This is a genomic window from Peribacillus muralis (genome assembly GCF_001645685.2).
GTDB classification, from domain to species: Bacteria; Bacillota; Bacilli; order Bacillales; family DSM-1321; genus Peribacillus; species Peribacillus muralis_A.
In genome coordinates, this window is record NZ_CP017080.1 from 1,451,029 (window position 1) to 1,473,812 (window position 22,784).

The window sequence follows — 22,784 nt, forward strand, 5'->3', positions numbered from 1 at the left end:
AAAAGTAAGCTTCCATTTAAGTAATTAACAAACTTCATGCCATTGAATCGGTCAATTCAGGATAAAGGAAATTAATTTGATTCCAGGATTCAATCATATGTTGCCCTTGTTATATGCTTTCAGTTCACGGACGATCACCTCTTCGAGTCGTGCATCTTCATTCAAGGTAAAGCCATATACATACGAAGAACTGCCTCCCTGTTTCCAGATGACTTTTCCCTGTAATTCAATGAGGTGGCCATTAAGCTTTAGCGTAAGCAATAACTCGAAGTCTGCGTTCTCATGGAGCTCGAGATTGGACTGAAACTTAACTCCCCTGGGGCTAATGTCAAGGACTGACATGGTCCCGATTCGGCTTTCATAATCTTGGTTGTGCACTTTAATTATGCTGAAAAAGCCAGGAAGAGGGGGAGAGAAACTGAATCGAAAAGCTTCATTCCTATTATATTTCATATATGTATCCCCCTTACATTTCCCCATCGTTTGTGCAGGTGTTTCCTGTATTGGAACTAATGAAGGAAATCACTATTTGTTTACCTTTGCGACTTGCGGAATCCGGCATCTTGAGCGTCCTGTTCGTTACAAAACATTTTTTCCGGTTTGGTTATTTCGTAATATTGGCCTGAAGGAAGGTGATAGATTTTATAGCCTTTGGAATTTATATTTCCTTTAATTTTGGGATTGCTGCAACCTGTGGTCTCAATGGATTCCTCCTTTGGTGCCTCATCAGTCTTCGAGTCATCAAATCCTTTTGAAGTGGCATAATCTTCAATTGACCAAATGCCGATTCTCCCTTTTTGGGCTTGTTTCTGAATCGATTCCAATTCAGCTAGATATTTAGTGTTTGGTGCATAAACATAGGCAACTCTTGCCAGCCCCTTTTCAAGCAGCAGCTTATTCACCATTTTTCCATCTACATAAAAATAGGCCAGCAGCCGTCCATATTTATCTCTTTCACCAATACCGGTTTCTACTTCCACTGTAGACCCAGCAGGCATTAGATTCTTGGTGAACTTGCTTGCTTCGGGTCCAAACGGTTGTACCGGCTTGGAAGGATGGACAGTTTCAGGTGTGTCGATCAACAAAAGCCTGACCGTTTCTTCATTTCCATTCGCCAGTTTGATTTTTACTGTATCCCCGTCAACAACCCTGACGATCTTGGCTGTGAAGGTCTTGCCTTTTTCTTCTTTGTCAGGAGAATCTGTATGGGGTTGTGAGTCATTGTTGGGTGTCGACTCTTTCTGAATCGAACCACTACTGCTCAAGTCATGCAATGTGCCCTGGCAGCCAGTCAAAATGAATAGGCAGAAGGAACTCACGAGTAGGGCATGCAGGCAACTTCGTAAAAAGGAATTTCTGTTCATGATAATCCTCCATTTCAGGGTTTTTTCCATGTCAGTCATGGTTATATTCGGCAGGAATAATACTAACCTATAAAAAAGGGAAAGAAAATGAAAAAACACATAATTTTTCATCTCTTCGCTACCCGAAATACTGATAGTTTTCTATAATGAGAAGAGGGACAGGAGAGGAAGGCTTGGATAATGATGTTTAGGCTTGAAAATATTAGGTACAAAGGGATCCTGCATATTGATGATTTGGAGATATCAGCTGGGATGGTTACCTGCTTGACTGGAGAAAGCGGAGCGGGAAAGACTTCTTTGCTCCGGTTATTGAACAGGATGGATGAACCGGATAGCGGTTCGATTTTTTATCAAGAGCAGTTGCTCGATAGTCTCAACCCAATAGAGCTAAGGCGTAAAGTATCGATGCTGTCTCAAACGTCATTCACTTTACCGGGAACGATTGAAGAAAACCTTCAGGCGGGACTGGAAATGACGGAGCGCGAAATGAAGGAAGAAGCCGAATTGTTGAAAGCGTTGGAAACGGTCCAACTGCAAAAGTCTTTACCCGATAATGCGGAGAACCTTTCTGGAGGGGAGAAACAAAGGCTTGCATTGGCCAGATTACTTTTGTTGAAACCTGAAGTGTATTTACTGGACGAGCCGACGGCAGCCCTTGATGAGGAGACCGAACTTAAGGTGATGAGCCGTTTTTTGGAACAAGTGAAGCGGGATAAGGGAACCGTCATCATGATTACCCATTCCAAGCAGCTTGCGGAAATATGTGCCCAAAAGACGATTATTTTGAAAAAGGCGAAAGTGGGTGAGTATTAATGGAGGGAAATGGAATAATAGATATTGAGTTCTGGCGCCTTTGTGCAGCTTACGTCTTTGTTGTAGTCCTGCTCATCATCGTGAAATGGCGCGGGATTTCAAGGGAAAAGCAAATCATCCTCGCTACGGTGCGGATGACGGTTCAACTCATTCTTGCCGGTTATGTATTGACTTATATCTTTGAAAATCCCCAGCCATTGCTCTCCTTGGCATTTTTATGTGCGATGGCCCTGTTCTCCATCCATAATATTTTTAAGCAAGTTCCATTCACACCAAACAAGAAAATCAAAAGGATGGTTGTCCTGAGTATGTTATCAGGGCCTATGGCTGCCTTGTTTTATTTTAACTTAGTCGTCATTCATTTTACGCCCTGGTATGAGCCTAGGTATTTCATTCCAATCGCTGGAATGATTGTGGGGAATGCGATGACTGGTGTGACCTTGGCACTTAAAAACCTACATGCCGGAATAACCGATAATCGTGATAAAGTGGAAGCGATGTTGATGCTTGGAGCCACTCCAGCGAGGGCTGTCAAGAGTTATGTCGATGCCGCCTTCGACTCTGCAGTGCTTCCGACCTTGAACAATATGTTGGGGATGGGGATCATTTTCCTTCCCGGAATGATGACTGGACAGATCATGTCCGGGATAAGCCCGCTTATCGCAATCGAATACCAAATCGCCATCCTCATCGGAATTCTTGGTAGTGTCTCATTGACGGTTATCCTTTTCATCATGCTGAGTTTTAGAGCCTTTTTTACAAAAAATGCCCAGCTATCCATTTAATCATTGAAAAATTCTAATAAGTAATAGTTGCAGTTCCCTTTATATTTTTGTACTATTTTTAGGTACTGAATAGTTTTGGTTTGTTTGTTGGGAATGATAATGCTATTCTGTTAAGGAAAAGGGCTTTTCTTGTTTCATTTCTTTCTTGAGTGGATCGAGAAATTCCCTTACATAACCTATTTTTGTTAATTTATCTTAAAGGAGATTGATTCATATGGTAGAAAAAACATTCACAGTAACTGCAGAAACAGGAATTCACGCACGTCCCGCTACATTGCTTGTACAAGCTGCTGGAAAATTCGATTCAGAAATCAACCTTGCGTATAAAGAGAAAAAAGTGAACCTTAAGTCGATCATGGGCGTAATGTCCTTAGGTATTGGCAAAGATGCAGAAATCACGATTTCTGCTGAAGGAAGCGATGAAAACGATGCATTGAATACATTAGCTGATACTTTGAGCAGAGAAGGATTAGCAGAATAATGTCCACTTTGATTAGTGGGATAGCAGCTTCAAACGGGATAGCCATCGCTAAAGCCTATCGACTTACAGAGCCAGATTTAACGATCGTAAAAAGAAGCATAGAAGACGTTCAGGCGGAAATATCCCGTTTTAAGGAAGCTATTCAGAAGTCAACGGTTGAATTAGAGGTTATCAGGGATAAAGCCGAAAAAGATTTGGGTGCCGATAAAGCAGCCATTTTCGACGCGCACCTGCTCGTATTGGCAGATCCGGAGCTTATAAATCCGATCTCTGATAAAATACAATCGGATAAAGTCAACGCTGAGTTTTCTTTGAACGAGACAGCAAGCATGTTCATTACGATGTTTGAACAAATGGATAATGAATACATGAAGGAACGGGCTGCGGATATCCGCGACGTCACGAAGAGGGTACTATCACATCTTCTTGGTGTCCATATTCCAAATCCGAGCTTGATTGCCGAAGAGGTGATCATCATTGCCGAGGATTTGACCCCTTCGGATACAGCCCAGCTAAATCCAGCTTACGTGAAAGGGTTTACGACTGATATTGGCGGTCGTACATCCCATTCAGCCATTATGGCTCGTTCATTGGAGATTCCTGCTATCGTTGGCGCAAAAACAGTAACATCTTCCATTGAAAATGGAGATTTAATCATCATAGACGGCTTAAAGGGTGAAGTTCATATCAATCCTACTCCTGAATTGGTGAAAAGATACGAAGAGGAACAAGTTGCCTATGCAAAGCAAAAGGCTGAGTGGGCTAAGCTTGTTCATGAACAAACAACTACAAAAGATGGCCATCATGTTGAATTGGCTGCCAACATCGGGACGCCGAAAGATTTGGAAGGCGTCCATCAAAATGGCGGTGAAGGTATCGGATTATACCGTACCGAGTTCCTTTATATGGGCAGAAATGACTTTCCTAGTGAAGAAGAACAATTCGAGGCATACAAAGCGGTGCTCGAAGGAATGGCAGGAAAACCTGTGGTCGTCCGCACACTTGATATTGGTGGAGACAAGGAACTTCCTTACTTGGAGCTTCCTAAGGAAATGAATCCTTTCCTTGGATACCGTGCGATTCGTCTTTGTCTAAATGAACAGGAGATATTCAGGACCCAGCTCCGTGCCCTTCTTCGTGCAAGCGTTCATGGAGATTTGAAAATCATGTTCCCGATGATAGCCACATTGGCTGAATTCCGCGAAGCGAAGGCCGTTATGGCTGAAGTGAGACAGGAATTGCTTGAAAGTGGTGTTCAAGTTGCTGAAAACATCGAAGTCGGCATTATGGTTGAGATTCCTTCAACTGCCGTCATGGCAGATGTTTTTGCCAAGGAGGTCGATTTCTTCAGCATCGGCACCAACGACTTGATCCAATATACGATGGCTGCCGATAGAATGAATGAGAGAGTATCTTATTTATATCAGCCATATAACCCAGCGATTTTACGTCTCGTAAAAATGGTCATCGACGCAGCTCATAAAGAAGGAAAATGGGCAGGAATGTGCGGAGAGATGGCTGGAGATGAAGTGGCCATCCCGATCCTGATCGGTCTTGGACTTGATGAATTTTCAATGAGTGCCACTTCGATTCTAAAAGCACGTTCGTTGATCAGCCAACTTTCGCTTGAAGATATGAAAAAACTATCTCAAGACGTTTTGGAGCTTGATACGAATGATAATGTGAAAGAAGCGGTTATCAATGCTTTGAAATGATAATTTAAAAAGTGAAAAATGGCACACCTTCCATGATACGTTAGGAGGGTGTGCTGATTTTCTCTCTTTCTTTATCCTTTTTTTACGAAAGGTGTTTATTGCAAAAAAGATCGGGGTATATATGAATCAAGCACAGTTGTTAGCTCTTTGTAGAGCAGCTGACATTCTCATTTCCCCCTTTGACGCCGGTTGGAATATCCAACCGGTCGTTTTTTTGAATTTTGAATGAATACATATAAGGATTCGAAAAAAAAACGTATGAAAATGATTATTCAGATTTTTCACTTTTCAATAATAACGATATAATGGAACTATATTTATATATTGAGGATGGAGGATATGAAATGGATTTAAAATTGGAACGGAAAAATGCGTTGATTTTAGCATCAAGTCAAGGATTGGGAAAAGCGATAGCTGCAGAGCTGGTTAAAGAAGGAGCAAATGTCATGCTTGCCAGCCGTGATGAACAAAAGCTCGCCGCCGTTCAAAAGGAATTATCTCCGCTTGGTGCCGGAAAGGTAGGATATGTGGTTGCGGATATAACGAATGCCGAAGCTATCAAAAGCTTGGTAAGCCAAACTGCACTTGAATTTGGGGGAATCGACATCCTGATCAATAATGCTGGAGGTCCTCCAGGGGGGAGCTTTACCGATTTCAATGATGAAGATTGGCAGCAGTCTTTCGAACTTAATCTACTAAGCTTCATCAGGACGATCCGCGAGAGTTTGCCACATCTAAAAAAACAGGGCGGTAAAATCGTTAATATCGCTTCTTCATCCATAAAGGAGCCAATTCCAGGATTGATATTATCGAATACATTCAGGACTGCAATTGTTGGATTGTCCAAGACGTTGGCATCGGAGTTGGCGCCAGACAAGATCTTGATCAATACAGTTGGTCCTGGCAGGATCGCGACGGACCGCATTCAGCACCTTGACAAAATGAATGCAGACAAACTAGGAGTCACCCAAGAGAAGATTACAGAACAATCCATTGGTAAAATCCCACTTGGACGTTATGGGGAACCCGAGGAATTCGCGAAGTTCGTTACATTCCTTGTTTCCGGTGCGAATACATATTTAACGGGCCAGTCTTATTTAGTTGATGGGGGATTGGTGAAATCCATTTAAGATTATCATGGAGCAAAATGATTTGGAGGAATTTGCAGTGACGCAATCGAAAGAAGCAATCGGATTCATCGGTTTAGGAGTAATGGGAAGAAGCATGGCGCGAAATCTGCTTCAAGCTGGATACGAGGTTCATGTGTATACAAGGACGAAAGAAAAGGCGGCAGAGTTGCTCTCTGAGGGAGCCAAATGGGCAGCAGCACCTAAGGAAATAGCACGGAAGGCTAATGTGATCATTTCCATGGTAGGATACCCTCATGATGTGGAAGAAATTTATCTCGGGGAAAACGGGCTTATCGAGAATGGGGTGGAAGGTACCTATCTAATCGATATGACTACCTCTACACCTTCTTTGGCCATGAAAATTGCACAGGAAGCCGAGATAAAAGGCATGGCGGCATTGGATGCACCCGTTTCCGGCGGCGATATCGGTGCACGTGATGCGAAGCTAACCATCATGGTCGGCGGGGAGCTTGACGCGTTCGAAGCATTAAAGCCCATTTTTGATAGTTTAGGCAGCAATGTTGTCCATCAAGGTCCTGCTGGATCTGGACAGCATACGAAAATGTGCAATCAAATTGCCATTGCTTCCAATATGATCGGAGTTACTGAAGCGATATCTTATGCGAAGAAGGCTGGCTTGGACCCAGACAAGGTCCTGCAAAGCATTTCCTCAGGCTCTGCCGGGAGCTGGTCGCTATCCAATTTGGTGCCACGTATGGTCAAAGGGGATTTTGAACCAGGCTTTTATATCAAGCATTTTATAAAAGATATGAAGATTGCCCTGGATGAAGCGGAAAGGATGGGAATGGACGCACCGGGATTAAGCTTAAGTAAATCCCTCTATGAAGAGCTTGCGGAAGCTGGCGAGGAGAATAGCGGTACGCAAGCATTATATAAACACTATAATTAAGTGCTAGCTTTTCTTTTTCATGAATAAGCTGATAGCGACAGCCTTTACAAAGAGGAGTGATCGTTATGGGCGAATTCGATGACATTCACATGAAATTCCAGGAATTAGAGGATGGTCGATATATTGTCAGGATTGAAGGTTTTAAGCGCGAAAAAACGGTTCATCAAACAAAGCCCATTCGCTGGGATTTGAAATTAATGAATGAAAGTCCATTAATCCTGCCGGTCAAGTTCAGTCATATTGAAACGAATGCCGGTTTTCAGATTCTGATGCGTGAATTGAAAAATTTAGGCTTTTCCAAGCCGCGTTCTGCAAAGGAATTTGAAGAAGTGATGGCTGATTTGCTTGGATCGATTGTCGAGGTGAGCTTGACGACGACAAATAAGGAAGAGGGATATCGGGAGTTGCGTTTTTTGCGGAGATTGTATTAATCAAGGTATTGCCTACGCGGGGACACCTTCACGAGCCTGAGATCCGGTAATGAAAATGATCGGTTTTCGCAGTCCAAACAAGATGCCAAAAAGCTCCAGAGACCATCAGGCTCTGGAGCTTTAATTTTACATTTAAAAAAGCTGGGCGGACGGATGAACCACGATCAAGCCCGATTCATCCGAGTGCTAGGACGAATAAATGGGTGGGAAGGACGAATAAATCCCGTTTCAGGACGAATTAATGCGTGGGAAGGACGAATTGTACCCGTTCCAGGACGAATAAAAGCCATTTAAGACAAACAATTAAAGCTTCGCAGGAGATTTCATCGTTTCCTTCATCAGATTTAATTATGCCCGCTTCTAAGATTTACTGTTAAGCTAAAAAAGTTTCTATACGGTCCAAAGCCTTCTCCAGTGTATCCATGGAATACGCATAAGATAACCTAAAATACCCTTCACCGAGTGGAGAGAAGGCATCTCCAGGGACTACAGCCACCTTTTCCTGTTTGACAAGACTGAGGCAAAACTCAAGGGAAGAGGGGTACCCTTCAGGAAGTTTAATGAAAAAGTAAAAGGCCCCATCCGGTTTCACTATATCCAACTTCATCGATTGCAATCGGCTGTATACGTATTCCCTTCTCCTCGCATATTCTTCCTTCATCGGAATGGCATCCTCCTTGCCTGCTGTCAAGGCCGCCAATGCCGCCTTCTGCGATATGGAAGCGGCGCAGGTCACATTATATTGATGGACCTTCAAGATATGCTTAGAGATGGCCAGAGGGGCAAACAGAAGCCCGATCCTCCAACCGGTCATGGAATGGGACTTGGACAGGCCATTCAAGACGATGGTTTGTTCCTTGAGGAATGTGGCGATCGATACATGCTCCTGATCAAATACGAGTTCACTGTATATCTCATCGGCTAATATGAATATATCCTTGCCCCGTACAAGTTCGGCAATGTCTTGCAGCTCATCGGCAGACAAAGTGACTCCAGTCGGGTTCGATGGATAGGGCAATACGATGCAGCGGGTCTGATCAGTTATGTACTTTTCAATGATATCCGCAGTGAGGCGAAATCCATTTTGGGTTGTATCGGCATAGACCGGTGTTGCGCCGCACATTTTGATGATAGGTTCATATCCTGGGTATACCGGTCCTGGCAGGATTACTTCATTTCCAGGAGTCAGGATCGTCCGAAATGTAATGTCAATGCCTTCGCTGGCACCTGAAGTGACGATGACTTCATTCGCCGGATCGTAGGATAGCTTGTATTTATCCCATACATATTCAGATGCAGCTTCCCGTAATTCCAAATAACCGGCATTGTGGGTGTAAACCGTATGATCCTGATCGATGGCTTGTTTTGCCGCTTCTTTAATATGCATTGGAGTGGGGAAATCAGGCTGACCTATCGTTAAAGATATGGTGCCTTCGATATCAGCGACCATGTTGTAGAACTTGCGGATTCCTGATATCTGAACGTCTTTTACTAAAGGGTTAACTAAGTGTTCCATCTATGAATATCCTCCCTTTTCATACTTCATGAAATGATGTACGATGTTTGACTGGTTCATTCTATCTTATCATTTAGTTTGGATGGGGATAAATACTTTTTGCGATTCATGAATTAAAGGTATAATGAAAAATAAGAAAAACGTTGAGGGCTGATACATATGATAAGAACTTGCGCAATAACGTCCAATCATGAAGTGAATTTTAATTTAAAGCTAACCGAATTGAATGATCCGGATATACAGTGGTATTGGGTGGATTTTTCCAATCCGACAAATAAGGAAATCGAGCTATTATCCAAGCATTTTCACTTTCATCCGCTGGCAATAGAAGACTGCCTAGATGACTTTAATCAACGTCCCAAGATGGATTTTTATGAAAACTATCAATTTCTTGTGATACATGCTCTGAAGCAAAAGGTATTCACGGCAGTTGAGTTGGACATGTTCGTCGGGGAAAAATGGATTGTCACTTTTCATAAGGAAGATATGCCAGAACTGGAAAAAGTATGGGGAGAAATACCGGCAAATAAAATGCTGAAGCAAGGACCATTTTTCTTGATGCACAGAATAATCGACAGGATCGTCGATGAGTTTTTCCCTCCCGTTTATAAAATGGAAAGCGATTTAGGGGTCATCGAGGACAATACGGACAATGAAACAATAAATGATTTGATGGATCAGCTATTCGATTTGCGCACGGATATGTCAAGGCTGCGGCGGACGATTTTACCGATGCGTGATTTATTGTACAGGATGATTTCTTCGGAGCGTTTGAATTATTTAAAAGATCAGCACCTATATTTCAATGACGTATATGATCATCTTTTGAAATTAACCGAGATGCTTGAATCTTATCGGGATTTCTCCTCCGATATCAGGGATAGTTACTTATCGGTCAACTCCAATAATATGAACTCGACAATGATGACCTTGACTGTCATCACGACGATATTCATGCCGCTGACCTTCATAGTTGGTGTATATGGAATGAATTTTGAAAACATGCCCGAATTGGCCTGGCATTATGGCTATTTCCTAATCCTTGGATTGATGGGCGGAATTGCCTTGATGATGTTTTTATACTTCGTTAAAAAAGGTTGGCTGAACCCAAGGAAAAAATCACGAAAGAACTAAAATCTCTGCTGATTCGTCATCCGATTGCACAAAGTTTAGCGAATTTGGACCTCGACCGTTTCATTCTACTGCAGACGCTCCAGTTCCAGGCGGCGGCAGCCGCTACAACTTGACTCCCATTCCTGGTCAGGTGTCCCGCACCCTAATGCAAGATTCCGAAACCTGCTTTTCTACAGTTTGTGGAGTTCAAGCAGGGCCCTTTTATCGTTAGACGCCAATGGAAACTCCCCTTCAGAATTCTTTTTTTATCGATACTCTAAACAAAAGCTATTATTAACCGAATTATTAGGTATGAGAGCTTGAATTAATGATAGATCCAGAATAGAAAAGCGGCTTTTTGCTGCTGCTCAAAAGGGCTGGTTTTATGAACGATAAAATGAAAAAGCAAGAGAAGGGCGAGATGAACCAATGGAAGCAAATAAAGGAATATTACTGGAAAGCGGTACGAATGAGCTGGAGATAGTGGAATTCGGCATCGGTAAGAATAAATTCGGCATTAACGTAATCAAGGTGAAGGAAATCATTAATCCTGTACCTATCACGGTCGTTCCCCATTCCCATGCAAATGTTGAGGGGATCATTGAACTTCGGGGAGAGGTGCTTCCAGTAGTGAATGTTGCTGATGCGCTAGGTTTCCCGCCTTCTGCAACTCCTGAACAGGACAAGTTCATTGTCGCGGAATTCAATCAGCAAAAAGTGGTCTTCCATGTACATACCGTGACACAGATACATCGTATTTCCTGGTCGCAAATCGAGAAGCCATCGGATATGTATCAAGGCCTTGAAAGCCAGATCATCGGAGTCATAAAGCTAAATAGTGAAATGCTGTTGTTACTGGATTTTGAAAAAATAGTGGTCGAAATCAATCCGGAATCAGGGATCAACATCCAACAGGTCAAGAAACTGGGTTCCCGACAAAATTCAGACAAGAGAATCCTGATTGCAGAAGATTCTCCATTACTAAGGAAGCTATTGTTTGATACATTGTCAGAAGCAGGTTTCAAGTACTTGGAGTTTTATGAAAATGGGCTTGATGCAATTGGTTATTTAGAGAGTTTGGTTGAATCGGGAAAAGCAGTGACGGAAGAAGTGCAAGTGGTGATAACCGATATTGAGATGCCCCAGATGGATGGCCATCACTTGACTAGGAGAATAAAGGAAAACAGTGAACTCTCCGTATTGCCGGTGATCATTTTTTCTTCGTTGATTACGGATAGCCTGCGTCATAAAGGGCAAATGGTTGGAGCGGATGCTCAAATCAGCAAACCAGAAATAGCGGAGCTTGTAAAATTAATAGACAGATTCGTTTTATAAGCACGAAAACGGGCCGGAGGCATCACCTCACGGCCCGTTCGTTTTATCCCGAATTATTCAATCCTTAATACTTGGAGCCTTTTCCTAAAAAGGAGGATGGGAATGGATTGTGAAAAGGCTGCTTGACCGCTCCCCGGCCGTAAGCCTTTTTCTCGGTTGCGAGGTTAGGTTGTTTGTCACCTGCTTGTCCAACATAAGATTGCAGGATTAGTTTTGCCTTGGATAAGGACAAAGCGGCTTTAGGGTTTCGTATGGATGCTGCCCGGCTGCCGAGGTGGGGGAGTTTTTTCAAATCTTCCTTCGTGGGAGGCAAATGAAAAACATACGATCCGCATTCGACAATGACGTCGGATTGCTGCGCTGCAAAGCGGGGGTTATCGGAAAAATGCAGGCCAATCTTTTTCGCTTTGCCTTCTTGCATAAGTTTACTTAATGCGAGCCGTTTTAAATGATATAGACTTTTTGGCTCCAACGCGGTCTTCGCATGCTTGTTAACGATAAACACGGCTTGGGCAAGGGAGTTGATCGAAAACTCTTCCCCTTCAGAATGTCCTTTCGTTTCGTTCATTATGGAAACTCCTTTTCTTAATAAGGTTAGAAGGAATGATGCATCTGCCCTTCAATAAATACCTGTATTTATATTGAGATAATAAAGAGGCGGTGCCACTTGGGCTCATGACCAAATAAAAATGATGCATGTACAATTTTAGAACTGGACAAATTTTACCAACACTTTACCATCTATGCATTTCATATTATACCACTTCAAAATGGATAAGGAAGTAAATTTCAAATTGACGTCGATTGGGCAAAGAAAAAGAAGACGTTCAATGACGCCTTCTGATAAATTCTTATTGAGTGTATATGTTGATATTTTCAGAAACTCCAGCCTGTGCCTGTGCACCGAATTGTTGAAGGGGGTAACCCTGAAAACCTTGATAAGCAGGATAAGGAGGGTAAGCATAAGCTGGCGGGTAAGGTGGGTAGGGGGGAGGATACGGCGGATAGGCTGGTGGACGGTTATTGAATAACAATGGTCCCACTGCCAATCCCGCTACAAAAGCAACTGGTGCTAATAGAGGAAAGAAAGGAAAGAATCGCTCGTCATCCCAATATTCAGGTCCAGAATCATTCCCATATCCATTCCTGTATTCATCCTGTAGCATGAAGGATTGAGGGTAGTAGTGGTAAGGCAAATACTGTGCTTGCATAATTGGCCTCCTTTCCTATAATTCCATACATAGTATGGATTTTTTTTAGAAAAGAGCCTGTTTCCCCTCAATCTGTTATAATGAATCTACTTATGAAAAAAACAGAGGTGTCTGCAATGGAATTCCTAAAAAGCGTTTTAGCAGTTGGTTTTGGCGGGGCAGCAGGCGCTTTGTTGCGTTATTGCGTAATTTTGGCGACCGCCCATTCCTTCCTTCCGTTGGGAACCCTCTTAATAAATATAGTAGGCAGCTTTTTACTCGGAACGATCAATGGTTATTTCGCCTCGAAAAAAAAGTCGCTCGTTTTTTTAACTTTGGGCAGCGGGTTTTGTGGCGGTTTCACGACCATGTCCACATTTTCACAGGAATCGGTTATTTTCCTGCAGACATCGGTGTTGTATGCAGGTGTGTATATGGGGGCCAGCGTTTCTTTAAGCTTGCTTGCCGGTTTTCTCGGACTGGGGCTTTTCAATGAACGAAGAGGTGAATGGAGATGAATCACGTTCTTTCAGTTTTTATCGGAGGTTTCTTTGGGTCAGCCACAAGATATGTTCTGCAGATGATTTTTAATAGGCTATTACCTTCCGGTTCGATACCCTTTAGTATTTTACTGATTAATCTGGTAGGTTCTTTCGGTTTAGGAATTGCATTCCCTCAGAAAGAAGCTTGGGATTCCTCCGTTCAAGTTTTCCTGACAATAGGTTTCCTGGGGGCGTTCACGACCTTTTCCACATTCAGTATGGAAACGATCGAACTCATAAGAAAATACCGTTATATAGATAGCCTCATCTATATAACGGTATCGATTTTAGGCTGTATCGGCGCCTTCTTAAGTGGATATTTGATATATGTATAACATACATGATGATTAACGATGTGACTGGTAAAAAAAAACTAAGTTTTCTCATTTATATATCTAATGCTATAATTCATAAAGAATACATTGGCAACAACAAGTCATTCTGTCGCACAGGTTTTGTTAATAAGTCTGGCGGCTTTCCCCTGTGTTCTTTTTCTATCCCTTTTCGACCTTGAACTCGTAAACCGTAATTTCAGGTCGCGAAAGGAAACGGTAGGGTAGCCGGGTGGTACCAAGCCCTCTGTTGACATGTAACGTCAATGAATCGAGTTCATATGTGCCTTCCCGATACTTTTCAGCGAACGGAGGAGTGACAAGCGCCCCGGCGAATGGAATCTGGACTTGACCTCCATGACTGTGGCCGCTTATTTGATATTGGATGTTGTAGGTACGTGATGTATCGGCCAAATCAGGGGCGTGCGAGAGCATGATCGTGAAAACTTCACCTGGAATCCCTGCAAGGGCTTTTTCAAAATCCGGTTTCCCCAGCATGGCATCATCGACCCCGGCTATGAAAATTTCTTCACCCGACAATAAGGAAAGTTTGGCGGAAGTATTTTGCAGCATGGTAAAATGGGATTGTTTCATGATATTGCTGTAAATCGTTGAGCCGTATCCGCCATGATCATGGTTACCGTAGATGCTGAATTTTCCAAGCGGAGCTTTGAGTTGATTCAACACAGAGGGTATTTCCTTCTGCGCCTTGTATTCATTAGGGTGGTCCATTAAATCTCCGGTGAAGAAAATAACATCAGGGTTCAGTTGATTGATCTTATTGACAACTGATTGTAGATCCTTAAGCTGAAATTGGAAGCCTAAATGCGTATCACTGAATTGAATCATCCTCATGCCATCAAATCCTCTTGGGAGCAGAGGGTGGCTGATGACCTTATACTTGGTTTCTAACCATTTTGGCTCCAAATTATGAGCATAATAGTTTCCGCCGATGCCAAAACCGGTTATGGCAGCCAGTGTACCAAAGCTCTTTTTTAAAAAAGTTCTTCTGGATATGGGTTTATTCAAATTAATCAACCTATCTGATTTAAAAATGTTACTTCCTCATACTAACAAACAATATACAAAATATGAAGAAAATATCTTCGAAGCGCATATGAAAAAATGTAACCCTATACGGTTTGAAATTGAACATCTATACGGAGGTAACAAGATGACCGAACCATTGTTTATAACACTGATTATACTTCTATGCGCAATTGCGCTTTTTATACAAGGGAAATTTCGCGCGGATTTAATTGCGCTTAGTGCACTTTCCGTACTCGGTCTCCTGGGGATACTTACGTTGGATGAGCTTATCGCAGGTTTTGCCAATCAAGTGGTGATCATGCTGGCTGGGCTATTTATCGTCGGTGCAGGCCTCTTGAATACAGGTATTGTCGAAAAGGCAGGAAATAGGCTATTGGGTCTATGCGGGGGAAGTGAGTGGAAATCCCTGCTTATCGTCATGCTGACGGCAGGGGTATTAAGTGCGTTTTTAAGTGGAGCGGGCATTGTATCCATTTTGCTGCCGCTCGTTATGAGCATGGCTTTACAACAAAAAACAAGCCCGACAAGATATTTATTGCCTCTTGCCTATGCAAGCAGTATTGGCGGGCTATTGACACTTACTGGTACACCGTCCAATATGATCATTGCTGATGTCCTGCAGGAAAACGGATTGGGGACATTGTCATATTTTGACTTTACACCGATTGGCTTAATTGCATTTGCAGCCGGCTTATTCTTCATGCTGACACTGGGGCGTCTGCTGCTGCCGGAAAAAACGATTGCGGCCAATAATAGTGTCAAGGGATTGTCGGCAGGCGAACTTGCCGGTATGTACAAGGTGTATGACAGATTGCACTATCTGCATATACCCCCGACATCGGATATTGTTGGAGAAAGGCTGTCAGACTTACAGCTTCCGATTCAATATGAATTGACACTAATTGAAATTCAGCGGAAGCCGAAGGATAAGCAATTGCCGCTTTTGCAAAGGCAGCTTACCATTTCGGCCAGGGCGGATGAGGTGCTTCACCCTGACGATATCATATTGGTGTTCGGCGAAGAAGAAGCTGTTGAGAGATTGGCGCTAAACTATGAACTGGAATTCAAACATTTCAATACGGAACAAATAAAAAAACATTTCCTCAGCAGCAGATTTGGTTTGACGGAAATATTGATTGTACCTAATTCCGATTATGAAAATCAAACATTGATCGATGTCCATTTCCGTGAGAAATATCAATGTAATGTGCTGGCAATCAATCGGAATGGTGAATATATTCAAGCGGATGTCGGTACGGAACGTCTGAAACCGGGTGATGCCATCCTGATACATGGTGAATGGGAGAACATTGAGAGGATTTCGACGGATTTGCAGGACGTCATCGTTATCGGGAGTACTTCGGAGGATGGCGCGCATGTCTACTCCAAAGTCAAAGCTTGGATTTCCTTAGGTATCACGGCATTGATGGTTTTTCTTTTGTCGTTGGAGTCGATACCACCTGTGCTTGCAATATTGACGGCAGCCTTGCTGATGGTCATTACTGGCTGTGTGCGATCGATGGAAGATGCTTACCAAAAGATTAACTGGGAGCCTATACTTTTGATTGCTGCGATGTTCGGTATAGCGGAGGCGTTGAATAATACGGGTGGGGTGAGAATGATTAGTGATTGGCTGGCCGTGTTATTCAGCAATATCGGTCCACATGGCATTCTGGCAGTGTTTTACCTCTTGACGTTGATCCTGAGTCAATTCATCCCATATGGGGCGGCTGTCGTAATCATGACACCCATTGCGCTAACATCATCCGTCAATCAAGGGATCGACCCGATTCCTGTTTTCATATGCCTAGCTGTTGCCGGGAGTTTGGCATTATCCACACCGAGGGTGGCTACTACCAATGCACTGGTCATGACGGCAGGGGATTACAAATATAAGGATTTTATCATGATTGGAATTTCGATACAGATATTCATCGGTGTCATAATGGTTATCACGATTCCATGGATTTTCCCTTTTTGATGGGATATGAGGCATTGTCTAGTTATGGACAATGCCTTTATTATGAATATAGGGAAAAGGCAAAAGCAGAATGAAATTGGGTTGAAATGGGATTTAACTTATGGAAATGAAATTATTTATTATCAATATTAGAAACTAATGGTATAATTTTTGCATATTGGTGTTTTCGTAATTAGGGGGAAGATGCATCTTGGATACAGAAAAAATATTAAAAAATTTAGACAGGGTGACACCATTCTTTCAACCGATTTTCAGTGCAGATCAACATCAGGTAATCGGATATGAAATTTTAGGGCGTTATGAGGAGCAATCGGAATATAAAAGCCTGGGCACATTCTTTCACGATTCTTCAGTGCCTAAAGAGTATAGGGTGGAAGTGGATAATTACGTACTTGAGATAGCCTTGGAAAGAATAAAAGATTATGGTGAGGATTTTCTGATTTTCATTAATAGAGACCCGAATTTGCTCATGCTCGATCATGGCGAAGAATTCATGGAAATCTTGCATCGTCATTTTCAGCCTGAGGAAATGCATAGGGTTGTATTAGAGTTATCAGATACGATCAGCCCGGAAAATTTTGCCCCTCTACAGCATGTTCTTGCTTATTTTAAAACATACGGAATAAAAATAGCTTTCGATCATTTAGGTAAAGATACGCAATTGGACCAAATTGCACAAATTTCTCCGAATATTTTAAAAGTTAACTTGGATCAGCTTCGGATTTCAGGTGGGGATGCTTATCAGGTCATCTTGTTTTCCCTTAGCATGCTTGCGCGTAAAATCGGTGCCAATTTATTATTTGAGAGCATTGAATCTGAATATCAGCTCCGCTTTGCTTGGAAGAACGGGGGACGGTATTATCAAGGGTTCTTTTTAGCCAAGCCCGAAGGCGAGTTCATCAATAAAGATTTACTTCGTGAAAAATTCCATCAGGAATGTCAGTCGTTCATTTCGCTTGAAACGAAGAAGCTGGAAGCCGTATATCAAAAGACCTTGCAATTTAACGAGTATATGCACACCTTCTTAAAGCAGCAAAAGCGAGTTGGGTCTCATGAAGAATTTCTCGGGGTGATGGCAGAAAAGTTGGATTCCATATGTTTCCGATTATACATTTGTGATGAAGAAGGCTATCAAAAGTCACCTAATATCCTCCAAAAGGACGGGCAGTGGATTGCTCAGCCAAGTTATCTCAATAAAAATTGGAGCTGGAGACCTTATTTCCTTGAAAACATCGTAAAGATGCGCAATGAGAAAAAGGGGATATTATCTGATTTATATAGTGATATCGAAACTGGGGAAACGATCAGGACCTTTTCTTATCCCCTTAATAATAAGGAATACATTTTCTTTGATCTTTCCTATAGTTATTTGTATGAAAATGATGCCCTTTTATAGAAACGATTCATGTATATAAAAGCTTGATATGTGTAACCATAAGCAAAATGATGCGCTTGGAGGAGACATATTTTGAGCACGTACATCTGGATTCTACTCATAGTCGTTACAGTCATGGCGTTATATTTGCTTTATTATACATATTCTGTAGCCAGGGCACAGAAAGTGAAAGCAAGATATGATTCGACAATCGATGATACAGTTAAAGAGCATCCTTATTTAAAGAATCCAATATTCGTTTCTCTTATTGTTGGAACGGTTTTGGTTGCCGGTTTTATTTTCTACTATGCTTTTCGATAGTTATAAGAAGAAGATTTCAATCACTTGAAATCTTCTTCTTTATGTTAAAGGGAAATTGTGGACTCCTTGTCAATTTGTAGTTTCGCTTTGCCCTGGGCGGGTATTGAAAGAACATAGGCAATAATCAGTCGGAACCAATTGGAAATTTTATAATGAGGAGATGATAGGGATGAGTAAATTTGTAGTTGCATGTCTTGCCAGTATCCTTCTTTTTTTAGGCGGAGGGTTCACAGCATCGGCAGAGGGCTTACATAGGGAAGAAGCACTTAACTTAGTAAAGGATGCCTTGGAGAATCAAGGATCGATAAGCGAGGAAGTACGCACGAAAGAAGCGATTAATGCCAAGCTCCAAAAACATTTTACAGATGATTTCATCAAGAAGTTTGTGCAAGCGAATGTAGTGGAAGCCGAAGGTGGGTATACTGCATTTGGATCTGACTTCGCCCCTTATTATATTCCGTTCTTCAGCTACGATGAAAATACAGAAGTTGTGTACGGGACTAACGGTGAGGTCATTTATGTGCAAGAGGAGTTCCCGGACACAGAGGACGGACCGGTATCAAGCGGGAAACATGTTGAATCAGTTACATTGATAAAAGAAAATGACGTTTGGAAGGTAAAGGATGTAAAATTTGAAGGTGAAAAATCGAAATAGGCGTTGAAAAAGTCTGGGATGGGATACCCCCCAGACTTTTTTTTATATATTCAGTTCCTTTTTAATTGCATCTAGTTCGAAGCCGATGATCGCCTTCCCATCGATGACAACCGTTGGTGTAGAGTAAGCTCCATATTTATTCGTTAATTCTTTGCGTGCATGTCCGTCTGCTTTAATATCTTTTTCCATATAAACGACATTATGATCATCAAAAAACATTTTCATGATTTTGCAGGGAGGGCAATCGGGTTGGGTATAAAGCGTGACATTTTTCATTTCATTCCTCCATGTATGCTCTAGGTAAGGTTTCCTCTTTCATTATAGGCAACGCCAAGCCATTTGGATAGAAAAATGGTTCAAAAACCAATCTACTTATTCTGCTCCTGCTTTAGCAGGTAGTCTATCAATCCCATGGAACTAACATTCAGATCCAGGGCTATGATATCAAAAACAGGATGATTCATGCTTATCCCCTTTTCCTCCAGATGAGCTGCCACTTCGGTGAAAAGATTTTTACTGGTCGCTGCGACTCGATCCTCTAAGTCATCGTATTCCATGAATGCCGATTTCGCGGTCTCGACAAAAATAGGCAGCCAGTACTGAAGTTGTCTATATACTTCTTTAGGGTTTTCAGAGACCCCGTAATGGCCGAAATATATTCGCTCCACGCCGACGCTTTCATACAATTCTGCTGCAGCCAGCATGGCTTCGGGGTTAAATTGATTTGGTGATGTGGAGGGTAAGTGAAATTCCAAACCTTCCTCATCGAGTTCGCGATAATAGATGCCAATCGTGTCACCAGAAAACATCCCTTTTGACATGGAATCGAAAATGCTCATATGATGGTTTGCATGGCCTGGGGTGTCATAAAAAGTCAGCGTGGAGTTAGCACCGGTTTTTAAGGTTTCCCGATCATGTTTACATATCATCCTTTCAGGGGGAATGGGCAGGATCGGATCGAAAAGCTTATTGAAGTCTTCCCCATAAACCGCTTTAGCGCCGGCTATCAAACGTGTTGGGTCTTCCAAATGCCGTACACCTTTTGGATGGACGATCACTTTCGCGTTGGGGCAATGTTGGATAAAAAGTCCGGCACCGCCTGCATGGTCCAAATGAATATGGGTAAGAATGATATATGTAACATCCTCGGGGGCTATATCAAGTTCAGCGAGCCCCTTGAGTAAGTGTGGGATGGAAGGACTGGCGGAAGTTTCTACTAAAGTGATATCCGTATCGGCAATTACATATGTTCCCGTTCGATTTCTTCTATCCAGATCAAAACCATCAATTAAAGAAATGCGATAACCAAGTTCACTAATGTTTTGCAATCGAATCTACCTCCAGAAAATTTTTCATGTACAAAATCCATTCCTTATTTTATGCTGATAATAGTGCCATGTAAAGAATGAAGTTTTAAATTATTCTGAATTTATTTCAGCGTGGCTACTGGATAGAAAAGTATGGTATAGTGAAACCTATCGAAAAGGTTTTATTCAGAAAGGAGAGGGAGTATGTCTCAATTACAGGGCATCCTTACCAGATTGAAAAGTCTTCAAGAGCAAGCGAAGGAATCTGAATCTGCTCAACGTTTTTTTGAAATAGATGGTGTGAAAAAGTGCCAGGTTACATATTTCAGCAAAACAGAAATGTTCGAGCTTGAAGTATACAGTGATAAAGGGAAATCATCGAAATATCAATTCGATAATATCGATATGATTACCATTGAAATCTTTGATCTTCTTCAATCTTAAAAAAACAAGTAAAAGCTGACCTCCATTTTGGATAGGCTTTCAGGCCGTAGACAAACTCGGGTAATAATGGAGTTTGTCTACGGTTTTTTGTTTTTTGCTAGTGGTCGTTGAAAACGAAGGATTTTCGTTGCCATAAGTTTTTGTTGTTTTGTACGATGAGCGTTTCATTTCTCTGCAGGTGCCTAGCTTTCCAGAGGGCGGTCGGGGAGCCTCCTCGGCTTTCAGCCTGCGGGGTCTCAAGTAGACACGCATTTCCTGCAGGAGTCTCGCACCTTCCGTTTCATTCCACTCTGTGTGAAAACGAAGAGGGAATTTTCGTTGCCATAAGTTTTTGTTGTTTTGTACGACGAGCGTTACATTTCTCTGCAGGTGCCTAGCTTTCCAGAGGGCGGTCGGGGAGCGTCCTCGGCTTTCAGCCTGTGCGGTCTCCCTTAGACACGCATTTCCCGCAGGAGTCTCGCACTTTCCGTTTCATTCCACTCTGTGTGAAAACGAAGAGGGGATTTTCGTTGCCATAAGTTTTTGTTGTTTTGTACGACGAGCGTTTCATTTCTCTGCAGATGCCTAGCTTTCCAGAGGGTGGTCGGGGAGCGTCCTCGGCTTTCAGCCTGTGCGGTCTCCCTTAGACCGCATTTCCCGCAGGAGTGTCGTGCCTTCCGTTTCATTCCACTCTGTGTGAAAACGAAGAGGGAATTTTCGTTGCCTATAGTTTTTGTTGTTTTGTACGACGAGCGTTTCATTGCACTTCAGGCGCTCCCTTTCCGCGGGCGGTCCTTGAGCCTCCTCGGCTTTCAGCCTGCGGGGTCTCAAGTAGACACGCATTTCCTGCAGGAGTCTCGCACCTTCCGTTTCATTCCACTCTGTGTGAAAACGAAAATTGAACGCCATTGCCTATAGTTTTGTTGATTTGTCATCTTGCGTGAAGACAAAGAGGGAATCCCCCGATTGTCCATATATAGCTGGAGAGAAAAGGTACAAAAAGCATGTGAAAAGGCGATTTTTATGAGAACCTGCCTTAAATTCGATGCAAAGCCCAAACTCTCGAGTAAAAGCATTAAACTGACAAAAGCTGACTTTCGTTTAGAAAAGGAGTTTTATTATAGAAGCGAGTCCTTTTCACTTTTTGAATGAAGAAGTGATTTTATCGACATCTTATTAATTGGAGGGATGTATATGAAAAATCCAATCGTAATTTGCCCTGCTTGCGGCGAGGAACGGGAAATGGAAAATGTATTGACGGCACAATCCAACCAAAATGTAATTTATCAATGCCCTGAATGCGGTTACAAAAAGGTTAACATTAAAACAAGTAAGGGCTAAGGATTGTAAACGAAAATCCTGCAGTTTGGGATTTTATTGCACTGGGAATGAGCCTTTTCAGCTTACATATGTTAAACTAAAAGGAGAGCTGTATATAAAAACATATGGTAAGGGGTTTTAACATGATCGGTACTCATGATGGGGATTTATTGGAATCCAGCGTTAAAGATTTGATGATTTCTTCTGAACGCGTGGCCCACGTGCAGGTAACCAATAATTTAGAACATGCACTACTGGTATTGACAAAGAGCGGTTATACGGCCATTCCTGTGTTAGATCCGATGTATAAGCTGCATGGTTTGATTAGCACACCAGTCATTCTTGATTCAATCTTGGGGCTGGAACGAATTGAATTCGATAATCTTGAGAATAAAAAAGTTTCAGAAATAATGAATATAGACATACCTCGCCTGCATATTGAAGATACACTGACCAAGGGTGTGGAATTGTTAATAGATCATCCATTTGTTTGTGTAGAAAATGATGAACATGTATTTGAAGGAATCTTAACGAGAAGGGCAATACTGAAAAAAGTATTTAAACAAAATTCACCTGAATAAATGCTTCGGCTGCACATTATGGTTACCTTCGAAACTCGCCAATTGGCGAGTTTTCCTGTTTCTACCGATATACTTCGAGTTGGGTTCATCAATACATATTGGAGAGGATGCGAA

Annotated in this window: 26 protein-coding genes; 18 read left to right on the forward strand and 8 right to left on the reverse strand. The window is 42.2% G+C overall.

The window, feature by feature from the left end; genetic code table 11:
* Positions 1–93: 93 nt before the first annotated feature.
* Both ABE28_RS06960 and ABE28_RS06965 read right to left on the reverse strand, forming a co-directional pair.
* Complete coding sequence (locus ABE28_RS06960; RefSeq protein ID WP_064466447.1) at positions 94–453, reverse strand: PilZ domain-containing protein; 360 nt, start codon at positions 451–453, stop codon at positions 94–96.
* Positions 454–533: 80 nt separating this feature from the next.
* Entirely contained in the window at positions 534–1,364 is an 831-nt protein-coding gene (locus tag ABE28_RS06965) for a thermonuclease family protein (RefSeq protein WP_064466888.1), read from the reverse strand.
* Between the two features lie 183 nt (positions 1,365–1,547).
* Here ABE28_RS06965 and ABE28_RS06970 point away from each other — a divergent pair, with 183 nt between their 5' ends.
* The 7 genes from ABE28_RS06970 to ABE28_RS07000 all read left to right on the forward strand — a co-directional run bounded on the left by ABE28_RS06970 (position 1,548) and on the right by ABE28_RS07000 (position 7,629).
* Positions 1,548–2,177, forward strand: a complete 630-nt coding sequence (locus ABE28_RS06970; RefSeq protein WP_064466887.1) for an ABC transporter ATP-binding protein — start codon at positions 1,548–1,550, stop codon at positions 2,175–2,177.
* Complete coding sequence (locus ABE28_RS06975; RefSeq protein ID WP_064466446.1) at positions 2,177–2,962, forward strand: ABC transporter permease; 786 nt, start codon at positions 2,177–2,179, stop codon at positions 2,960–2,962. The genes ABE28_RS06970 and ABE28_RS06975 overlap by 1 nt, the downstream gene beginning before the upstream one ends.
* Before the next feature lie 214 nt (positions 2,963–3,176).
* A complete protein-coding gene (locus ABE28_RS06980; RefSeq protein ID WP_064466445.1) occupies positions 3,177–3,443 on the forward strand; it encodes a phosphocarrier protein HPr in 267 nt (88 codons plus the stop codon).
* Complete coding sequence (ptsP, locus tag ABE28_RS06985; protein ID WP_064466444.1) at positions 3,443–5,158, forward strand: phosphoenolpyruvate--protein phosphotransferase; 1,716 nt, start codon at positions 3,443–3,445, stop codon at positions 5,156–5,158. Before ABE28_RS06980 ends, ptsP begins: the two co-directional genes overlap by 1 nt.
* A gap of 344 nt (positions 5,159–5,502) precedes the next feature.
* The gene (locus ABE28_RS06990; protein WP_064466443.1) at positions 5,503–6,288 is read left to right on the forward strand and encodes an SDR family oxidoreductase; all 786 of its coding nucleotides are present in this window, start codon (positions 5,503–5,505) and stop codon (positions 6,286–6,288) included.
* A 7-nt stretch (positions 6,289–6,295) separates the two neighbouring features.
* Positions 6,296–7,198: an NAD(P)-dependent oxidoreductase gene (locus ABE28_RS06995; RefSeq protein ID WP_064466442.1), complete on the forward strand. Its 903-nt coding sequence runs from the start codon at positions 6,296–6,298 to the stop codon at positions 7,196–7,198.
* Between the two features lie 65 nt (positions 7,199–7,263).
* The gene (locus ABE28_RS07000) at positions 7,264–7,629 is read left to right on the forward strand and encodes a hypothetical protein (RefSeq protein ID WP_064466441.1); all 366 of its coding nucleotides are present in this window, start codon (positions 7,264–7,266) and stop codon (positions 7,627–7,629) included.
* A gap of 373 nt (positions 7,630–8,002) precedes the next feature.
* Here ABE28_RS07000 and ABE28_RS07005 read toward each other — a convergent pair whose 3' ends face one another.
* Positions 8,003–9,145 carry an aminotransferase A gene (locus ABE28_RS07005; protein ID WP_064466440.1) on the reverse strand — a complete coding sequence of 381 codons (1,143 nt, stop codon included), beginning with the start codon at positions 9,143–9,145 and terminating at the stop codon, positions 8,003–8,005.
* A 159-nt stretch (positions 9,146–9,304) separates the two neighbouring features.
* On the opposite strand from ABE28_RS07005, the gene corA reads away from it, so the two are divergent.
* Positions 9,305–10,279: a magnesium/cobalt transporter CorA gene (gene corA, locus ABE28_RS07010; RefSeq protein WP_064466439.1), complete on the forward strand. Its 975-nt coding sequence runs from the start codon at positions 9,305–9,307 to the stop codon at positions 10,277–10,279.
* A gap of 408 nt (positions 10,280–10,687) precedes the next feature.
* Complete coding sequence (locus ABE28_RS07015; RefSeq protein ID WP_064466438.1) at positions 10,688–11,593, forward strand: chemotaxis protein; 906 nt, start codon at positions 10,688–10,690, stop codon at positions 11,591–11,593.
* 64 nt (positions 11,594–11,657) lie between these two features.
* Here ABE28_RS07015 and ABE28_RS07020 read toward each other — a convergent pair whose 3' ends face one another.
* Positions 11,658–12,161, reverse strand: coding sequence for a YkyB family protein (locus ABE28_RS07020; RefSeq protein ID WP_064466437.1), 504 nt, complete (start codon positions 12,159–12,161; stop codon positions 11,658–11,660).
* A 283-nt stretch (positions 12,162–12,444) separates the two neighbouring features.
* Entirely contained in the window at positions 12,445–12,759 is a 315-nt protein-coding gene (locus ABE28_RS25515) for a hypothetical protein (RefSeq protein WP_373921335.1), read from the reverse strand.
* A 161-nt stretch (positions 12,760–12,920) separates the two neighbouring features.
* Here ABE28_RS25515 and ABE28_RS07030 point away from each other — a divergent pair, with 161 nt between their 5' ends.
* Both ABE28_RS07030 and crcB read left to right on the forward strand, forming a co-directional pair.
* Entirely contained in the window at positions 12,921–13,301 is a 381-nt protein-coding gene (locus ABE28_RS07030; RefSeq protein ID WP_064466435.1) for a fluoride efflux transporter FluC, read from the forward strand.
* Positions 13,298–13,660, forward strand: coding sequence for a fluoride efflux transporter CrcB (gene crcB, locus ABE28_RS07035; protein WP_064466434.1), 363 nt, complete (start codon positions 13,298–13,300; stop codon positions 13,658–13,660). Before ABE28_RS07030 ends, crcB begins: the two co-directional genes overlap by 4 nt.
* Before the next feature lie 159 nt (positions 13,661–13,819).
* Here the strand turns inward: crcB and ABE28_RS07040 are convergent, their stop codons facing one another.
* Entirely contained in the window at positions 13,820–14,686 is an 867-nt protein-coding gene (locus ABE28_RS07040; RefSeq protein WP_064466433.1) for a metallophosphoesterase, read from the reverse strand.
* Positions 14,687–14,831: 145 nt separating this feature from the next.
* Here ABE28_RS07040 and ABE28_RS07045 point away from each other — a divergent pair, with 145 nt between their 5' ends.
* From ABE28_RS07045 to ABE28_RS07060, 4 genes are all read left to right on the forward strand, one after another.
* On the forward strand, positions 14,832–16,688 hold the full coding sequence (locus ABE28_RS07045) for an SLC13 family permease (protein WP_064466432.1): 1,857 nt from the start codon (positions 14,832–14,834) through the stop codon (positions 16,686–16,688).
* Between the two features lie 187 nt (positions 16,689–16,875).
* Positions 16,876–18,084, forward strand: a complete 1,209-nt coding sequence (locus ABE28_RS07050; RefSeq protein ID WP_180319998.1) for an EAL domain-containing protein — start codon at positions 16,876–16,878, stop codon at positions 18,082–18,084.
* 72 nt (positions 18,085–18,156) lie between these two features.
* Positions 18,157–18,384 (forward strand): hypothetical protein, encoded by a 228-nt coding sequence (locus tag ABE28_RS07055; RefSeq protein ID WP_064466430.1) that lies wholly within the window; start codon positions 18,157–18,159, stop codon positions 18,382–18,384.
* A gap of 169 nt (positions 18,385–18,553) precedes the next feature.
* On the forward strand, positions 18,554–19,039 hold the full coding sequence (locus ABE28_RS07060; RefSeq protein ID WP_064466429.1) for a DUF3993 domain-containing protein: 486 nt from the start codon (positions 18,554–18,556) through the stop codon (positions 19,037–19,039).
* A 42-nt stretch (positions 19,040–19,081) separates the two neighbouring features.
* On the opposite strand, the gene ABE28_RS07065 is transcribed toward ABE28_RS07060, so the two are convergent.
* Both ABE28_RS07065 and ABE28_RS07070 read right to left on the reverse strand, forming a co-directional pair.
* The gene (locus ABE28_RS07065; RefSeq protein ID WP_064466428.1) at positions 19,082–19,315 is read right to left on the reverse strand and encodes a glutaredoxin family protein; all 234 of its coding nucleotides are present in this window, start codon (positions 19,313–19,315) and stop codon (positions 19,082–19,084) included.
* Between the two features lie 92 nt (positions 19,316–19,407).
* Positions 19,408–20,367 (reverse strand): MBL fold metallo-hydrolase, encoded by a 960-nt coding sequence (locus ABE28_RS07070; RefSeq protein ID WP_064466427.1) that lies wholly within the window; start codon positions 20,365–20,367, stop codon positions 19,408–19,410.
* Positions 20,368–20,550: 183 nt separating this feature from the next.
* On the opposite strand from ABE28_RS07070, the gene ABE28_RS07075 reads away from it, so the two are divergent.
* The 3 genes from ABE28_RS07075 to cbpB all read left to right on the forward strand — a co-directional run bounded on the left by ABE28_RS07075 (position 20,551) and on the right by cbpB (position 22,670).
* Complete coding sequence (locus tag ABE28_RS07075; protein WP_034314086.1) at positions 20,551–20,790, forward strand: YkuJ family protein; 240 nt, start codon at positions 20,551–20,553, stop codon at positions 20,788–20,790.
* A 1,173-nt stretch (positions 20,791–21,963) separates the two neighbouring features.
* Positions 21,964–22,110, forward strand: a complete 147-nt coding sequence (locus ABE28_RS25450) for a hypothetical protein (protein WP_167353388.1) — start codon at positions 21,964–21,966, stop codon at positions 22,108–22,110.
* Between the two features lie 122 nt (positions 22,111–22,232).
* A complete protein-coding gene (gene cbpB, locus ABE28_RS07090; RefSeq protein WP_064466424.1) occupies positions 22,233–22,670 on the forward strand; it encodes a cyclic-di-AMP-binding protein CbpB in 438 nt (145 codons plus the stop codon).
* The last annotated feature ends 114 nt before the right edge of the window (positions 22,671–22,784 follow it).

What these genes read in the sequence shown, in the direction of transcription:
- ABE28_RS06960 (WP_064466447.1), bottom strand. Translation starts at nt 453, where the DNA reads ATGAAATATAATAGGAATGAAGCTTTTCGATTCAGTTTCTCTCCCCCT.
- ABE28_RS06965 (WP_064466888.1), bottom strand. Translation starts at nt 1,364, where the DNA reads ATGAACAGAAATTCCTTTTTACGAAGTTGCCTGCATGCCCTACTCGTG.
- ABE28_RS06970 (WP_064466887.1), top strand. Translation starts at nt 1,548, where the DNA reads ATGTTTAGGCTTGAAAATATTAGGTACAAAGGGATCCTGCATATTGAT.
- ABE28_RS06975 (WP_064466446.1), top strand. Translation starts at nt 2,177, where the DNA reads ATGGAGGGAAATGGAATAATAGATATTGAGTTCTGGCGCCTTTGTGCA.
- ABE28_RS06980 (WP_064466445.1), top strand. Translation starts at nt 3,177, where the DNA reads ATGGTAGAAAAAACATTCACAGTAACTGCAGAAACAGGAATTCACGCA.
- ptsP (WP_064466444.1), top strand. Translation starts at nt 3,443, where the DNA reads ATGTCCACTTTGATTAGTGGGATAGCAGCTTCAAACGGGATAGCCATC.
- ABE28_RS06990 (WP_064466443.1), top strand. Translation starts at nt 5,503, where the DNA reads ATGGATTTAAAATTGGAACGGAAAAATGCGTTGATTTTAGCATCAAGT.
- ABE28_RS06995 (WP_064466442.1), top strand. Translation starts at nt 6,296, where the DNA reads ATGGAGCAAAATGATTTGGAGGAATTTGCAGTGACGCAATCGAAAGAA.
- ABE28_RS07000 (WP_064466441.1), top strand. Translation starts at nt 7,264, where the DNA reads ATGGGCGAATTCGATGACATTCACATGAAATTCCAGGAATTAGAGGAT.
- ABE28_RS07005 (WP_064466440.1), bottom strand. Translation starts at nt 9,145, where the DNA reads ATGGAACACTTAGTTAACCCTTTAGTAAAAGACGTTCAGATATCAGGA.
- corA (WP_064466439.1), top strand. Translation starts at nt 9,305, where the DNA reads ATGATAAGAACTTGCGCAATAACGTCCAATCATGAAGTGAATTTTAAT.
- ABE28_RS07015 (WP_064466438.1), top strand. Translation starts at nt 10,688, where the DNA reads ATGGAAGCAAATAAAGGAATATTACTGGAAAGCGGTACGAATGAGCTG.
- ABE28_RS07020 (WP_064466437.1), bottom strand. Translation starts at nt 12,161, where the DNA reads ATGAACGAAACGAAAGGACATTCTGAAGGGGAAGAGTTTTCGATCAAC.
- ABE28_RS25515 (WP_373921335.1), bottom strand. Translation starts at nt 12,759, where the DNA reads ATGCTACAGGATGAATACAGGAATGGATATGGGAATGATTCTGGACCT.
- ABE28_RS07030 (WP_064466435.1), top strand. Translation starts at nt 12,921, where the DNA reads ATGGAATTCCTAAAAAGCGTTTTAGCAGTTGGTTTTGGCGGGGCAGCA.
- crcB (WP_064466434.1), top strand. Translation starts at nt 13,298, where the DNA reads ATGAATCACGTTCTTTCAGTTTTTATCGGAGGTTTCTTTGGGTCAGCC.
- ABE28_RS07045 (WP_064466432.1), top strand. Translation starts at nt 14,832, where the DNA reads ATGACCGAACCATTGTTTATAACACTGATTATACTTCTATGCGCAATT.
- ABE28_RS07060 (WP_064466429.1), top strand. Translation starts at nt 18,554, where the DNA reads ATGAGTAAATTTGTAGTTGCATGTCTTGCCAGTATCCTTCTTTTTTTA.
- ABE28_RS07065 (WP_064466428.1), bottom strand. Translation starts at nt 19,315, where the DNA reads ATGAAAAATGTCACGCTTTATACCCAACCCGATTGCCCTCCCTGCAAA.
- ABE28_RS07075 (WP_034314086.1), top strand. Translation starts at nt 20,551, where the DNA reads ATGTCTCAATTACAGGGCATCCTTACCAGATTGAAAAGTCTTCAAGAG.
- ABE28_RS25450 (WP_167353388.1), top strand. Translation starts at nt 21,964, where the DNA reads ATGAAAAATCCAATCGTAATTTGCCCTGCTTGCGGCGAGGAACGGGAA.
- cbpB (WP_064466424.1), top strand. Translation starts at nt 22,233, where the DNA reads ATGATCGGTACTCATGATGGGGATTTATTGGAATCCAGCGTTAAAGAT.